Source organism: Luteimonas sp. MC1828 (genome assembly GCF_016461615.1).
In the GTDB taxonomy this organism is placed as follows: Bacteria; Pseudomonadota; Gammaproteobacteria; order Xanthomonadales; family Xanthomonadaceae; genus Luteimonas.
In genome coordinates this window covers 753,007-766,459 of the sequence record NZ_JAEMNY010000002.1, presented here as the reverse complement: position 1 = coordinate 766,459, position 13,453 = coordinate 753,007, and the positions used below count along the sequence as shown (strand labels likewise).

Below are 13,453 nucleotides of genomic sequence, written 5' to 3'. Positions count from 1 at the left end.
GCGCCACGCTCCGGCGCGCGCGCCGCTCAGGCCTCGCGCGAGGGCCAGACGGTTTTCGCGAGCAGCTCGTCGCTCCAGTCGAAGCCCAGCGCGCCGTCGCGCAGCAGCAGCGACGCGAAATTGAAGACGTTGCGCGCGAACATCTCGCTGGCGTGCACCGCGCCGCTGCTCGCCAGGTCCAGCGGGCCCGCAACGGTGACGCCATCGACGTCGACCGTCCGGCCCGGCTGCGTCGCTTCGCAGTTGCCGCCGGTCTCGGCCGCCAGGTCGACGATCACGCTGCCGGCGCGCATGCCGGCCACCATCGCCGCGCTGATGATCCGCGGCGCCGGGCGTCCCGGCACCGCCGCGGTGCAGACCACCACGTCGATCGTTTTCAGGTGCTCGCCCAGCCTGCGCTGCTGCTCCGCACGCTCTTCATCGGTGAGCTGCCGCGCATAACCGCCCTCGCCCGCCGCGCTCACGCCAAGATCGAGGAAGCGCCCACCCAGGGATTCGATCTGCTCGCGGGTTTCCGGGCGTACGTCGAAACATTCGACCTGCGCACCGAGGCGCCGCGCGGTGGCGACCGCCTGCAGGCCGGCCACGCCGGCGCCGACCACCAGCACCTTCGACGGGCGGATCGTGCCGGCCGCGGTGGTCAGCATCGGGAAGAAACGCGGCGCCAGCTGCGCGCCGACCAGCACCGCCTTGTAACCGGCCATGCCGGCCTGCGAGCTGAGCACGTCCATCGCCTGGGCGCGGGTGGTGCGCGGCAGGCGCTCCAGCGGAAACGCGAGCAGGCCCGCGGCACGGATCGCGTCCGCGCGCGCCGCGTCGGCTTCGGGCTGCAGCTGGCCGACGATCGCCGCGCCAGGCTTCAATGCCGCGAGCACCGCGGGCGCCGGCGCCTGCACGCACAGCACGAGGTCGGCATCGGCCAGCGCAGCGGCGCCGTCATCGACCAGGATGGCGCCGGCGTCGGCATATGCGTCATCGCTGAAATGCGCGCGCGTGCCGAGCCCGCGTTCGACCGACACGCTGGCGCCGGCGGCGACCAGCTTTTTGCAGGTCTCGGGAGTGAGCGCCACGCGCCGTTCCGCGGGCGCGGCCTCGCGTGCGATGCCGATCTTTACTGCCATGCCTGCTCCCCGGGATGCGCAGCGGCCATCCTAGCGAATGCGCCGGGGCGGCGCGATGCGCGCGATGACGCCCGACCGGCGCTCAGCGCGCGGCTTCGTCCAGGACGTGGCAGACGGCGGCCTCGACCGGATCCGGACCGGCGCGTGCCAGCAGTTCCCCGCTGGCGAGCGCGGCGGCCATGCGCCGTGGCGAAAGCACGGCATGGCGCGCACCCTGCCGCGTCACCAGCAGGCAGCGGCCGGTGAGCGGGCTTCGCCATGCCAGACGAAGGTGCCGCGTCGAAGCGCCATGGTCGCGCGCAACCAGCACATCGCCGACCTCGGGACCTGGCACGGAGGCGGATCCGGGTTCGGCCGCATCGGCATCGGCATCTGGATCGGCAGCGTCGGTGGCCAGCGCAGTGAACCCGGGCATGGCGCGCGGCGCGTCCGGAAGCGCGAGCCCCGCGGCGATCGAAGCCAGCTGCATGTCGATGGCCCCCGCATCCTCGCCAACGGCGGCGAGGCAGGCACGCAGCGGCGCCTCGATGGAAAGCAGGCCGTCGGCCACGGCGGCGCCACGCGCCTGCGCGGCGTCGGCATCCAGCCGCAGCACGCCATCGGCCAGGTCCAGAAGCGCCTGATGGCGGGCCGAACCCGCGCCCTCGCGCAGCCACGCCTGGACCACCGCGCCACGCCAAGGGCCGGCAAGGAACTCGCCGACGATCGGTAGCACGGCACGCTCGCCGACGCGTTCGGCCAGCGTGGCATCCGCCGACCGCCGCGCGGCCTCCAGGCGTTCGCTGCCATCGAGCGCCTGCCATGCGCGCCGTTCGCTGATCGCGGCGCGCCGCAGCAGTGGCGCGCTGCCCGCCTCGAGGTCGGCCAAGGCGCGCTCGAATACGGCGAGTTCACCCTGGTAGGCGTTGGCTATCCCGTCCGCCGCCGCGTCAGCCAGCGCATGCAGCGGCGCGTCGTCGCCGCTCCCCGGATTGCCATCCCACAGCGTGACGATGGTGGCCAGCGCGCGTATCGCCGGATGCGCGACCGCGTCGAACAGCTGCGGGTCTTCGAGCACCAGGCGCGTCCACGGCCAGGCCAGGCGGACCAGGCGGGCCTCGGCAGCGGGAGTGAGGCAGGCCGATGCGCGCAACGCGTCGAAAAGCAGCGCGGTGACGTCGATTGCATCGTCCTGCGCCATCGACGGCAGCGCGGCGTCCGCGTCCATGCCCAGGCTGGACGCGCCGGCCAGCAGTGCTCGGCGCAGCTGCACCGCGAACGCTCCCGGATCGGCTGGCGGCCAGCGCGTCGGGGTTTCGCTGCCCTGGAGCAGGGACAGCACGGCCAGGAACTCGCGGTCGCCGAACGCGCGGCGGCTGTCGTCGATCGGCCGTTCCGGCCGCCTCGCGCGCACGTACGCGCGCAGCAGGTTTCCACGCGTCGGCGCAGGCGCGTCGCCACGGCTCGCCGGCGTGGCGGCACCGCGACCCTCATCCGCTCCGCGTGGTGCCAGGCCGTCCCGCCCCCGCCAGGAAGCGCCTTCGGCACTGCCCACCGGCTGCGAGACCATCGCCGCGTGCACGCTGCCGCCCAGCATCGCGAAACCACCGGCGGCCAGCGCGCCGTTGAGCCAGGCGTAGGTCGGCCCGAGGTGGGCACCGCACAGCCGCTCGTAATGGCGCAGCAGCGACTGGCGCAGCAGCGGCTCGCAGTCGATCGGCGGAAAGGCCACGAGGAACGCGTCGACCACCACGGGCGGCGCGAACGGGTTGGCCGGCAAGCCATCGCCGCCCATGCGCGCGGCCAGCGAGACCAGCCGGCTCTCGACGATCGAAAGCGCATCGGAGAACCGCCGCTGCAGCGCCTCGATGGCCGGTTGCCCGATCAGCTGGGTGCTCAGCTCGCCTTCGGACAACAGCGCGAATGCGGCCGGATCGCCGGTAGCCGCCGGGGCGCGTGCCGGCCAGCCGGCAAATGCCGCATCGATCCGTGCCTGCCAGCGCCGTTCATGGCGCAGCGCATCGCGGCGCAGCATGGCCACGTTCGCCAGCGCATCGCCGACCGCCACGTCGGGCGCCTCGGCGAACATCTGCAGCAGATCTTTTTCCGCCGCGAGCTGCGCCTCGGCAAGCAGTGGCTGCAGCCGCGCCCGGAATTCCTGGCGGAGCGCGTCGAGCTGTTGCATCGGCGGAGCCGCTGCGCGTTGCGCACTGGCAGCCGCGTCGCCTCCGGATCCTTGGGGCGTTCGCATACGTCGTGGTCAGGGGGCGGCGTGGAGACGCACACGATAGCCGATATAGCGTGACCGGCGACACGGTTCGCCGGCAACCGGCCTGGAGCGCGGATTCAGCCGCCGCCTTCGGCCGCCTGTCGCGGATTCAGGTGTTGCCACACCTGCTTCATCGCCTCGTCGAACGGCGCGTCCACCGACCGGATCACCGCGCGGCCGCGGGCGACCAGCACCGTGAGCTCTTCCGGCGACACCACCATCTTGCGCACGCCGCGACGGTTGACCACCAGGAAACGGCCGGTCAGCGGGCTGATCCAGGCGATCCGCGCGGCGGTCTCGTGGCCGTCCTCGTCGATCAGGCGCAGGCCCTGGCCGGCGCGCAGGCGGCGCATGCGCGCGGCGATGTTGGGATCGAACGCCAGCGTGTCGGTCCCGCCGGCAAGGTGCAGCCCGGAAAGCGGCGACGCGTCTTCGGCGCCATCCACATCGTCGGCCGCCTGTTCCGGGTGGTGCACCTTGCGCGGCGAGTCGGGCAGGCCCAACGCCGCGATGATGCGCGCCATGGCGTCACGGGCCGCGGTCGCGTCCATGCCGCAGCTGGCGTAGCACTCGCCCAGCGGGACCTGCAGCGCCAGCAGTTGTTCCGCGACCACGCGCCCGCGCGCCTGGGCGGCGTCGGCATCGACCTGGACCATGGCGTCGCCGACCGCGATCGCCTGGCGGTGGCGATCGGTGCCGTGGCCTTCGCGCAGCCAGGCCTGGGTGAGGTGGTGGCGCCAGTGGCGGTCGAGGAAGTGCGCGACCGGCGTGGTCAGGCTGCGCCCGGCAAGCCGGGACGCGACCATGTCGGCGGCATGGGCGCGCGCCTGCTGCAGCCGCTCGCGCCCGTGGATGGCTTCGCCGGCACGCTTTTCGGCAAGATCGGTGCGGCGGCGCTGTTGCTCCAGCTGGTCGCGCAGCTCGCTCGCCGCCAGTTCGAAGATCGCCTGGTCGTCGTCGTATTCCTCGACCACGCGGTCGACCGCGCGCTCGGCGCGGTCCAGTGTTTCGCGGTCCTGCGGCGTTTCGCCGGCGTTGCCGTCGCAGGCCTCGGTGAGCACGTCCAACAGGCGCCGCGCCGGGTGGCTGCGACGGTTGAACATCGAATCATCAGTCAGCGCGACCTTCAGGTAGGGCACCACCAGCCGCCCGTAGAAATCACGCGCGCGCTGGGCGAGATCGGTGGAATCGCTGAGCGAACTGAACAGCATGCCGACGAGGTCGATGGCGTCTTCTTCGTCGACGCTGAAGTGGGTGGCGTCGGGATCGAAGCCCAGCTGGCGCACGCCGCCGAGGATCGCCTCGCGGATCACCCGCGACAACTCGCGCGAGTCGCTTGCGCCCAGCGCTTGCGTGTACAGGCTGGCATCGTCGCCCTGCAGGATCTGCGCCACGCTGAGCAGGTCCTCGGTGCGCAGCACCTGCACGCCGGCAGCGATTGCAGCGGCGCTTTCGGTGAGGCCGCTGTCGTCGTGGCCGTATGCGTCGGAATCGTTGCCCGCGGCGCGCCAGTGGCGGAGCTGGTCGCGGACCACGTCGCGATAGCGCGGCGCGCGCCCCTCGGCAAGCGCGGCATGCATGCCGCCGCCGGCGATCGCGGCGCCGATGCCGCCACCCGCGTATCCGCCAGTGGCGTGGCCTCCGCCGGCCATGCCGCCGGTGTTGCCCCGATACCCCTGGGCCATGCCGGCAGCCGTGCCGCCAGGCGACTGTGCGCCACCCATGTGCTCGACCATGCCGCCGTCCGGCACCCATTGGCCGCCGCCGTCCGCCCCACGTGCGGCGGGCGCCGCGGACGCGGTACCGGCCGAATGCATCGTATCTGGCTGGCGACCCCGCACCGGCGCGTCGGACGCGAGCGAATAGCCGAAGCCGGCCGCCTCGAGCATCGAGTTCAGCTTTTCGTACAGCTCGCCGAGCACCTCCGGCAGGCGCTTGTCGAACTGGTTGAACACCAGCGGGCGCAGCCCGCGGGTCAGGTCTTCCGCGCCGAACAGGTTGACGAACGCGGCGACGGTGGCGTCGGGGCGCACCGGGTTTGCCCGCTTGCCTTCGACGCCGAGCGCGGTGGCCAGCGCCTGCAGGCGCTCCTCCATCAGCTCCAGCGGGTGCAGGAACTGGTGGTCGAGGAGTTCGGTGGTGTGCTGGCCGGCGAGGTGGATCTCCAGCTCGCCTTCCGACATCAGGCTCAGCGACTTGTCGCCGCTCCGCTCCACCGGCGGCTTGCGCCAGGCGTCGAACTCGCGCTCGAGCGAATCGCGATAGCGAGTGGCGAGTTCCAGCGCACGATGGCCGAGCGCCATCACCGCCATGCGGTCGTCCTGCGCGCCGCTGTAGTCGTGGCCCGCCAACGCCTCCAGCCGCACCTGCTCCTCGATCGTGCCCCAGAACCCGGACAGCACGCCGCCAAGCGTGGTCACCGCCTCGCGCTTGATCGCTTCGAACACGCGCGCGGGCTCGCGCATGGCGCCACCGCGGCTGCGTGGAGGAGAAAACGGACGGGGTTCTTCTGCGATCATGGGGGCACTGCCGGTGTTCGGGGGACACCCGTGCATACCATCCCTGAATGGAGCACCCGAGGTCTGTGACTGCAATCCCAGTTAGTCCACGCATCCCAGCGATGCTCGAGGCAATCGACGCCCGCCGCTCGGTTTCGTCCAAACACCTGGCCGAACCGGCGCCCGACGACGCGACCCTGTTGCGCATGCTGCGCTCGGCCGTGCGCGTTCCCGACCACGGCAAGCGCGAGCCGTTCCGCTTCATCCGCATCGCCGGCGATGCGCGCAACGCGCTCGGCGACGCGGTCGTGGCGCGCGGCCTGGAACTGCGTCCCGATGCAGGCGAGGCGGCTGCCGGGAAGGACCGCATGCGTTTCACCCGCGCACCTCTGGTGGTGGCCGTGGTCGCGGTGCTCGACGACGCCGATACCGCGATCCCGGCGCAGGAACGCCTGCTGACCGCGGGCAGCGCGTGCTTCGCGCTGCTGCAGTCCGCGCAGGCATTCGGATTCGGTGCCTGCTGGCTGACCGGCTGGCCGGCCTACGACGCCGGGATCCTGCGGCTGCTCGGCCTGGGCACGCAGGAGCGCATCGCCGGCTTCATCCATATCGGCACGCCGATGCAGGAGGCGCACGAGCGCGAGCGCCCGGACCCGGCCGAGCTGCTCACCGACTGGTCGCCGCCCGCGTGAGCGTGCCGCTGCCGGCGCCGCTGCCCGCGCTGCACCTGGTGGACGCCAGCCTGTACGTGTTCCGCGCCTGGCATTCGATGCCGGACGAGTTCCGCGATGCCGACGGCTGGCCGACCAACGCCGTGCACGGCTTCGCGCGCTTCCTGCTGGACCTGATCGAGCGCGAGCGCCCGCGGCATATCGCCATCGCGTTCGACGAGGCGCTCGACAGCTGTTTCCGCAACGCGCTGTACCCGGCGTACAAGGCCAACCGCGACCCGGCGCCGGCCGAACTGAAGCGGCAGTTCGCCTACTGCAAATCGCTGTGCGCGGCGCTCGGCCTGCCGGTGCTGGCGCACCGCGAGTACGAGGCCGACGACCTGATCGGCAGCGCGCTGGTGCTGGTGCGCGCCCAGGGCTTCCGCGGCGTGATCGTGTCCGCCGACAAGGACCTGTCGCAGCTGCTCGAAACCCACGACGAGCAGTGGGATTTCGCCCGCGGCGTGCGCTGGGGCGCGGCCGGGGTGAAGGCGCGCCAGGGCGTGCACGCCCACCAGGTGGCCGATTTCCTGGCGCTGAGCGGCGACGCGGTCGACAACATTCCGGGCGTCCCCGGCATCGGCAGCAAGACCGCGGCGGTGCTGCTGGCCCACTTCGGCAGCCTGGATGCGCTGCTTGAGCGCGTGGACGAGGTCGCGTTCCTGCGCTTCCGCGGCGCGGCACAGGCCGCCGTTCGGCTGCGCCAGCACCGCGAACAGGCGCTGCTGTGCCGCCAGCTGTCGACGGTCGCGCTGGACGCGCCGATCGACGATGCCACGCCGCCATTCGTGCGCGGCAACGGCGACGCCGGCATGCTCGCGGCGCTGGCCGACGCGGTCGGCTTCGGGCCGATGACACGCCGTCGCCTGCAGGCCGCGGCCGGTCTGGCGGAAACGCAAGACCCGCCGCAGCACGTAGGATCGGCTCCATGACCGACGCCCGACTCGACGAACAAGCTGAAATCCTCTACCAGGGCGACTGGCTGCGCATGGTCAGGCGCGGCCATTGGGAGTCCTGCGAGCGCACCCACGGCAAGGATGGCCTGGCCGTGCTGGTGATCGCGGTGACGCCGGACGACCACGTGCTGTTCGTCGAGCAGTACCGGGTGCCGCTGGGCGCACGGACCATCGAGATGCCGGCCGGCCTGGTCGGCGACGACCTCGAAGGCGACACGCTGGAATCCGCCGCGCGCCGCGAGCTGATCGAGGAAACCGGCTGGGATGCGGGACGCATCGACGTGCTGCTGGTCGGGCCCACCTCGTCGGGCATGAGCAACGAGCGCATCGCCTTCGCCCGCGCCCGCGACCTGCGCAAGGTCGGCGAAGGCGGCGGCGTGGCGGACGAGAACATCACCGTGCACGCGATCCCGCGCGCCAGCGCGCCGGCCTGGCTGATGCAGAAGTACGCCGAAGGCTACGAGCTCGACCTCAAGCTCTGGGCCGGGCTGTGGATGATCGACCACGAGCCGGACGGATCGCCGGCCCGCTGATCGCCGCGCGCGTCAGCCCTGCGCGAAGCGGTCGGTGGCGCGCACCAGCGCGTCGACGTTCTCGGCTTCGAACGCCGAATGCCCCGAGCCAGGGGTGACCACCATCTCCGCCTTCGGCCAGACCTGGTGCAGGTCCCAGGCGTTCTGCACCGGGCAGACCACGTCGTAGCGGCCGTGCACGATGACGCCGGGAATGTCGACGATGCGGTAGGCATCGCGCAGCAGCTGGTCGTCGACCTCGAAGAAGCCGCGGTTGCTGAAGTAGTGGTTCTCGATGCGCGCGAAGGCCAATGCGAACTCGGCGTCGTCGTGGTCGGCCACGAAGCCTTCGTCGACATGGAGGAAGCTGGTGGCGCCTTCCCAGATGCTCCACGCACGGGCGGCCGCAAGGCGCGTGGCCTCGTCGTCGGACGTCAGCCGGCGGTGGAAGGCCGCGATCAGGTCGCCACGTTCGCCTTCGGGGATGGCGGCGATGTAGCGCTGCCAGGCCTCGGGGAACAGGCGCGAGGCGCCCTCCTGGTAGAACCACTCCAGCTCCCAGCGGCGCAGCATGAAGATGCCGCGCAAGACCAGCTCGGTGACCCGCTTGCAGTGCGCCTGGGCGTAGGCCAGCGCCAGGGTCGACCCCCAGGAACCGCCGAAGACCTGCCAGCGTTCGATGCCGAGCTTCTCGCGCAGGCGCTCGATGTCGGCGACGAGGTGCCAGGTGGTGTTGTCGACGAGGTCGGCATGCGGCGTGGACCGCCCCGAACCACGCTGGTCGAACAGCACGATGCGGTACTTCGCCGGATCGTGGAAGCGGCGCATCTTGTCGGTGCAGCCGCCGCCGGGCCCGCCATGCAGCAGTACGACCGGCTTGCCGTCGGGATTGCCGCACTGCTCGTAATAGAGAGAGTGGCGATCGTCCGCCTGGAGCCGGCCGGTGTCGTAGGGCTCGAGCTCGGGATACAGGGTGCGCATGCAGCGGAAACCTCGTGGAAATCCGCCAGGGAGTCTAACAGGCGGGTTCGCCAGCCCCGCCGCGGCGGCCGAGCGTGACGCGGTCGCGGCCTTCCAGGTCGGCGACGGTGGCGACTTCGGCGAAGCCCGCCGCCGCCAGCAACCCGCCCACTGCGACGCCCTGGTCCCAGCCATGTTCGAGCAGCAGCCAGCCGCCCGCGACGATGTGCCCGGGAGCTGCCGCCACGATCTCGCGGATCGCGTCGAGGCCGTCCGGGCCCGAGGCGAGCGCCGCCGCCGGCTCGTGGCGCAGGTCACCGCGACCCAGGTGCGGATCGCCCGCGACGATGTACGGCGGGTTGCTGGCGATCAGCTCGAAGCACTCCCCGGCCAGCGGCGCGAACCAGTCGCCCTCGCGGAACTCGACGTTGCCGAGGCCCAGCGCGCGGGCGTTGGTGCCGGCGACCGCCAGTGCGGCAGCACTGCGGTCGGTGGCGACCACGCGCGCCTGCGGCCGCTCGCTGGCGATCGCCAGCGCGATCGCGCCGCTGCCGGTGCCCAGGTCCGCCACGCGCGTGGCGGCGCCCGGCGGAATGCGCGCCAGCGCCTGCTCGACCAGGAGCTCGGTTTCGGGGCGCGGGATCAGCGTGTCCGGGGTGACCGTCAGGTCGAGGGTCCAGAATCCGCGGCGGCCCACCAGGTAGGCGACCGGCTCGCCGGCCTCGCGGCGTGCGACCAATGCGTCAAACCGCGCCGCGTCGGCGTCGGCCAGCGGCGCGTCCCCGTGGGCATACAGCCAGCCATGGCTGCGGCCCAGCACGTGGAGCAGCAGGGGCAGCGCGTCTTCCGGGGCGATGCGGGCGCGGGCGGCCCGGAGCGCCTCGTCAACCGAGCGGCGACCGGTCACGGCCCGCCACCCGACGGCGACGTCCGACCTGCAAACGCCGGGACACCGGGCGGAAATACGGGGAATGGGAACGCTTTCAACGAGTTGCCTTGTGAATTGCCTGAGGTGGCGCCATATCGATAGCCAAGACCTATCGATTACATAGAATTAATCAGTTTCACTTTCCGATAGGTTTTGCCTAAAGTTCACCGCATCCGGCACGCGCCGGTTTCTTCCCCACCGACACCGAGGATTCCATGTCCGTCATCAATACCGAAATCAAGCCGTTCAAGGCTACCGCCTATCACAACGGCGAGTTCATCGAAGTCTCCGACGCCGATCTCAAGGGCAAGTGGTCGGTGGTCGTGTTCTACCCGGCCGACTTCACCTTCGTCTGCCCGACCGAGCTGGAAGACCTGGCGATCAACTACGACGCGTTCCAGAAGCTCGGCGTGAACGTGTACAGCGTGTCCACCGATACCCACTTCTCGCACAAGGCGTGGCACGACACCTCGGACGCGATCGGCAAGATCCAGTACCCGATGATCGGTGACCCGACCGGCACCATCACCAACAACTTCGACGTGATGCGCCCGGGCGTCGGCCTGGCCGACCGCGGCACGTTCATCATCGACCCGCAGGGCGTGATCCAGTCCGTCGAGATCACCGCCGAGGGCATCGGCCGCGACGCGCTGGAAGTGCTGCGCAAGGTCAAGGCCGCCCAGTACGTCGCCGCCCACCCGGGCGAGGTGTGCCCGGCCAAGTGGAAGGAAGGCGAGAAGACGCTGAAGCCGTCGCTCGACCTGGTCGGCAAGATCTAAGTACCCGTCACATCCCACTCCATCCCCGCGCGAGCGGGGGTGGGGCTGGACCGGAGTCCGTGCCCTGCGCGGCCTGCGGTCCATCCCCACGCCGGTGGTGCCCCGTCCATGGCGGGGTGCTGGCCCCGCTTTGCCGAACATCAGGAGTCAGACATGCTCGAAGACGATCTCAAGACCCAGCTCAAGGGCTACCTGGAGCGCCTGCAGCGCCCGGTGGTGCTGGTCGCCAGCGTCGACGACGGCACGAAGTCGGCGGAACTGCTCGAGCTGCTCGAGGACATCCGCGCGCAGTCCGACAAGGTCTCGGTCGAGATCCGCCGCGACGACGACCAGCGCAAGCCCTCGTTCGCCGTGACCTCCCCCGGCCACGACATCGACCTGCGCTTCGCCGGCCTGCCGATGGGCCACGAGTTCACATCCCTGGTGCTGGCGCTGCTGCAGGCCGGGGGCCATCCGTCGAAGGCGGCCCCGGCGCTGCTCGAGCAGGTCGCCAACCTGAAGGGCGAGTTCCGCTTCGAGACCTATTTCTCGCAGTCGTGCCAGAACTGCCCCGACGTGGTGCAGGCGCTCAACCTGGCGGCGGTGCTGAACCCCGGCATCCACCATGTCGCCATCGACGGCGCCCTGTTCCAGGACGAGGTGGATGCGCGCGAGGTCATGTCGGTACCCACCGTGTTCCTCAACGGCGAGCTGTTCGACCAGGGCCGCATGAGCCTGGAGCAGATCGTGGCGCGGCTCGACACCGGCGCCGCGGAGCGTGCCGCGAGCGAAATCGCCGGCAAGGACCTGTTCGACGTGCTGGTGGTCGGCGGTGGCCCGGCCGGCGCAGCGGCCGCGATATACGCCGCGCGCAAGGGCATCAACACCGGCGTGGTCGCCGAACGCTTCGGCGGACAGGTGCTCGACACCATGGCGATCGAGAACTTCATCTCCGTGCAGGAGACCGAGGGTCCGCGCCTGGCGGCACAGCTCGAGGCGCATGTGCGCCAGTACGACGTCGATATCATGAACCTGCAGCGCGCCGAGGCGCTTGCGCAGGACGCCGACGGCATCACCACCGTGCGCCTGGCCAGCGGTGCATCGGTGCGCGGCCGCACCGTGGTGCTGTCCACCGGCGCGCGCTGGCGGCAGATGGGCGTGCCCGGCGAAGACAAGTACCGCAACAAGGGCGTGGCCTATTGCCCGCATTGTGACGGGCCGCTGTTCAAGGGCAAGCGCGTCGCGGTGGTCGGCGGTGGCAACTCGGGTGTGGAAGCGGCGATCGATCTCGCTGGCCTGGTCGCCCACGTGACGCTGATCGAATACGACGACAAGCTGCGTGCCGACGAGGTGCTGCAGCGCAAGCTGCGCAGCCTGGCGAACGTCCGCATCATCACCTCCGCGCAGACCACCGAGGTGCTCGGCGACGGCAACCGCGTCAACGGCCTGGTCTACCGCGACCGCGCCGGCGGCGATTCCCATCGCATTGAGCTGGAGGGCGTGTTCGTGCAGATCGGCCTGCTGCCCAACACCGAATGGCTGAAGGGCACGCTGGCGCTGTCGCCGCGCGGCGAGATCGAAGTGGATGCCGCGGGCCGCACCTCGCTGCCTGGCGTGTTTGCCGCAGGCGACGCGACCACGGTGCCGTACAAGCAGATCGTGATCGCCATGGGTGAAGGCTCCAAGGCCGCGCTCAGCGCGTTCGACCACCTCATCCGCAGCAGCAGTCCGGTCGTCGAGACCGCCGCCGCGTAAGGCACAACCCGCGCAACGGCCACCCGGCCGCGGCGGGCCACGAGGGGGACAGCATGAACCTGCGCGACCTGAAATATTTCATCGCCCTCGCCGAACACCTGCACTTCGGGCGCGCGGCGGCGGCCAGCTTCGTCAGCCAGCCGACCCTGTCCACGCAGGTGCGCAAGCTCGAGGAAGAGCTGGGCGTGGTGCTGGTGGAGCGTGCACCGCGCAAGGTCATGCTCACCCCGGCCGGGCGCGACGTTGCCGCGCGCGCGCGGCGGATCGTGGCCGACGTCGAGCAGATGCGCGAATCGGCGCGACGCAGCCGTGACCCGGAAGCGGGCACGGTCAGGCTCGGCGTCTTCCCCACGCTGGGGCCTTATCTCCTGCCGCACGTGGTGCCCGGGATCCGCGCGCGCTTCCCGCAGCTCGAACTGCTGCTCGTGGAGGAAAAGAGCGACGTGCTGCTGTCGCGCCTGCAGGAAGGCCGGCTCGACGCCGCGCTGCTGGCGCTGCCGGTGAACGAGGAGCAGCTGCACCTGGAGTTCCTGTTCGAGGAGCCGTTCGTGCTGGCGGTGCCGGACACGCACCCGCTGGCCGGGCGCGACGCACTGTCCATGAAGGACATCGCCGGCGAGCGCCTGCTGCTGCTTGCCGACGGCCACTGCCTGCGCGACCAGGCGCTGGATGTCTGCCACCTGTCGGGGGCGAGCGAGAAGGACGAGTTCCAGGCGACCAGCCTGGAGACGCTGCGGCAGATGGTCGCGGCCGGCGTCGGCGTCACCCTGTTGCCGACGCTGGCAGTCAAGCCGCCGGTGGCGCGTTCGGAGAGCATCCAGCTGGTCGGCTTCCGCGATCCGCCGCCAAGCCGTCGCGTGGCGATGGTGTGGCGCAAGAGTTCGGCGATGCACGAATTCCTGCTGGCGCTGGCGCAGGTGCTGCGCGAACTTCCACCCGGCCTACTGGCACCCGGCAACGGCGGGGCGCGCGCACCGCTGCACGCACCGGGTACCTCGGGCGCCTGA

11 protein-coding genes are annotated in these 13,453 nt (G+C 71.1%); 6 read left to right on the top strand and 5 right to left on the bottom strand.

What is annotated here, in order from left to right:
* Positions 1 to 26: 26 nt before the first annotated feature.
* From JHB91_RS13350 to JHB91_RS13340, 3 genes are all read right to left on the bottom strand, one after another.
* Positions 27 to 1,121 (bottom strand): NAD(P) transhydrogenase subunit alpha, encoded by a 1,095-nt coding sequence (locus JHB91_RS13350; protein WP_199473212.1) that lies wholly within the window; start codon positions 1,119 to 1,121, stop codon positions 27 to 29.
* A gap of 82 nt (positions 1,122 to 1,203) precedes the next feature.
* The gene (locus JHB91_RS13345) at positions 1,204 to 3,285 is read right to left on the bottom strand and encodes a DUF1631 family protein (protein ID WP_199473211.1); all 2,082 of its coding nucleotides are present in this window, start codon (positions 3,283 to 3,285) and stop codon (positions 1,204 to 1,206) included.
* A gap of 161 nt (positions 3,286 to 3,446) precedes the next feature.
* Positions 3,447 to 5,834, bottom strand: a complete 2,388-nt coding sequence (locus JHB91_RS13340; protein ID WP_199473210.1) for a DUF1631 family protein — start codon at positions 5,832 to 5,834, stop codon at positions 3,447 to 3,449.
* A 155-nt stretch (positions 5,835 to 5,989) separates the two neighbouring features.
* Between JHB91_RS13340 and JHB91_RS13335 the strand changes: the two genes are divergently transcribed.
* Genes JHB91_RS13335 through JHB91_RS13325 form a run of 3 tightly spaced genes read left to right on the top strand, consistent with a single transcriptional unit; the run spans position 5,990 to position 8,066 of the window.
* Positions 5,990 to 6,559, top strand: a complete 570-nt coding sequence (locus tag JHB91_RS13335; protein WP_199473209.1) for a nitroreductase — start codon at positions 5,990 to 5,992, stop codon at positions 6,557 to 6,559.
* The gene (locus tag JHB91_RS13330; RefSeq protein ID WP_199473208.1) at positions 6,556 to 7,509 is read left to right on the top strand and encodes a 5'-3' exonuclease H3TH domain-containing protein; all 954 of its coding nucleotides are present in this window, start codon (positions 6,556 to 6,558) and stop codon (positions 7,507 to 7,509) included. The genes JHB91_RS13335 and JHB91_RS13330 overlap by 4 nt, the downstream gene beginning before the upstream one ends.
* Positions 7,506 to 8,066, top strand: a complete 561-nt coding sequence (locus tag JHB91_RS13325) for an NUDIX hydrolase (RefSeq protein WP_199473207.1) — start codon at positions 7,506 to 7,508, stop codon at positions 8,064 to 8,066. The genes JHB91_RS13330 and JHB91_RS13325 overlap by 4 nt, the downstream gene beginning before the upstream one ends.
* A gap of 12 nt (positions 8,067 to 8,078) precedes the next feature.
* Here JHB91_RS13325 and pip read toward each other — a convergent pair whose 3' ends face one another.
* Positions 8,079 to 9,026, bottom strand: coding sequence for a prolyl aminopeptidase (gene pip, locus JHB91_RS13320; RefSeq protein WP_199473206.1), 948 nt, complete (start codon positions 9,024 to 9,026; stop codon positions 8,079 to 8,081).
* Between the two features lie 34 nt (positions 9,027 to 9,060).
* Entirely contained in the window at positions 9,061 to 9,912 is an 852-nt protein-coding gene (gene prmC / locus JHB91_RS13315) for a peptide chain release factor N(5)-glutamine methyltransferase (protein WP_199473205.1), read from the bottom strand.
* A gap of 236 nt (positions 9,913 to 10,148) precedes the next feature.
* On the opposite strand from prmC, the gene ahpC reads away from it, so the two are divergent.
* From ahpC to JHB91_RS13300, 3 genes are all read left to right on the top strand, one after another.
* On the top strand, positions 10,149 to 10,712 hold the full coding sequence (ahpC, locus tag JHB91_RS13310; protein ID WP_199373308.1) for an alkyl hydroperoxide reductase subunit C: 564 nt from the start codon (positions 10,149 to 10,151) through the stop codon (positions 10,710 to 10,712).
* A 153-nt stretch (positions 10,713 to 10,865) separates the two neighbouring features.
* Positions 10,866 to 12,446 carry an alkyl hydroperoxide reductase subunit F gene (gene ahpF / locus JHB91_RS13305; RefSeq protein WP_199473204.1) on the top strand — a complete coding sequence of 527 codons (1,581 nt, stop codon included), beginning with the start codon at positions 10,866 to 10,868 and terminating at the stop codon, positions 12,444 to 12,446.
* Between the two features lie 53 nt (positions 12,447 to 12,499).
* The gene (locus JHB91_RS13300) at positions 12,500 to 13,453 is read left to right on the top strand and encodes a LysR substrate-binding domain-containing protein (RefSeq protein ID WP_199473203.1); all 954 of its coding nucleotides are present in this window, start codon (positions 12,500 to 12,502) and stop codon (positions 13,451 to 13,453) included.

What these genes read in the sequence shown, in the direction of transcription:
- pip (WP_199473206.1), bottom strand. Translation starts at nt 9,026, where the DNA reads ATGCGCACCCTGTATCCCGAGCTCGAGCCCTACGACACCGGCCGGCTC.
- ahpF (WP_199473204.1), top strand. Translation starts at nt 10,866, where the DNA reads ATGCTCGAAGACGATCTCAAGACCCAGCTCAAGGGCTACCTGGAGCGC.
- JHB91_RS13345 (WP_199473211.1), bottom strand. Translation starts at nt 3,285, where the DNA reads ATGCAACAGCTCGACGCGCTCCGCCAGGAATTCCGGGCGCGGCTGCAG.
- JHB91_RS13340 (WP_199473210.1), bottom strand. Translation starts at nt 5,834, where the DNA reads ATGCGCGAGCCCGCGCGCGTGTTCGAAGCGATCAAGCGCGAGGCGGTG.
- JHB91_RS13300 (WP_199473203.1), top strand. Translation starts at nt 12,500, where the DNA reads ATGAACCTGCGCGACCTGAAATATTTCATCGCCCTCGCCGAACACCTG.
- JHB91_RS13350 (WP_199473212.1), bottom strand. Translation starts at nt 1,121, where the DNA reads ATGGCAGTAAAGATCGGCATCGCACGCGAGGCCGCGCCCGCGGAACGG.
- ahpC (WP_199373308.1), top strand. Translation starts at nt 10,149, where the DNA reads ATGTCCGTCATCAATACCGAAATCAAGCCGTTCAAGGCTACCGCCTAT.
- JHB91_RS13325 (WP_199473207.1), top strand. Translation starts at nt 7,506, where the DNA reads ATGACCGACGCCCGACTCGACGAACAAGCTGAAATCCTCTACCAGGGC.
- JHB91_RS13335 (WP_199473209.1), top strand. Translation starts at nt 5,990, where the DNA reads ATGCTCGAGGCAATCGACGCCCGCCGCTCGGTTTCGTCCAAACACCTG.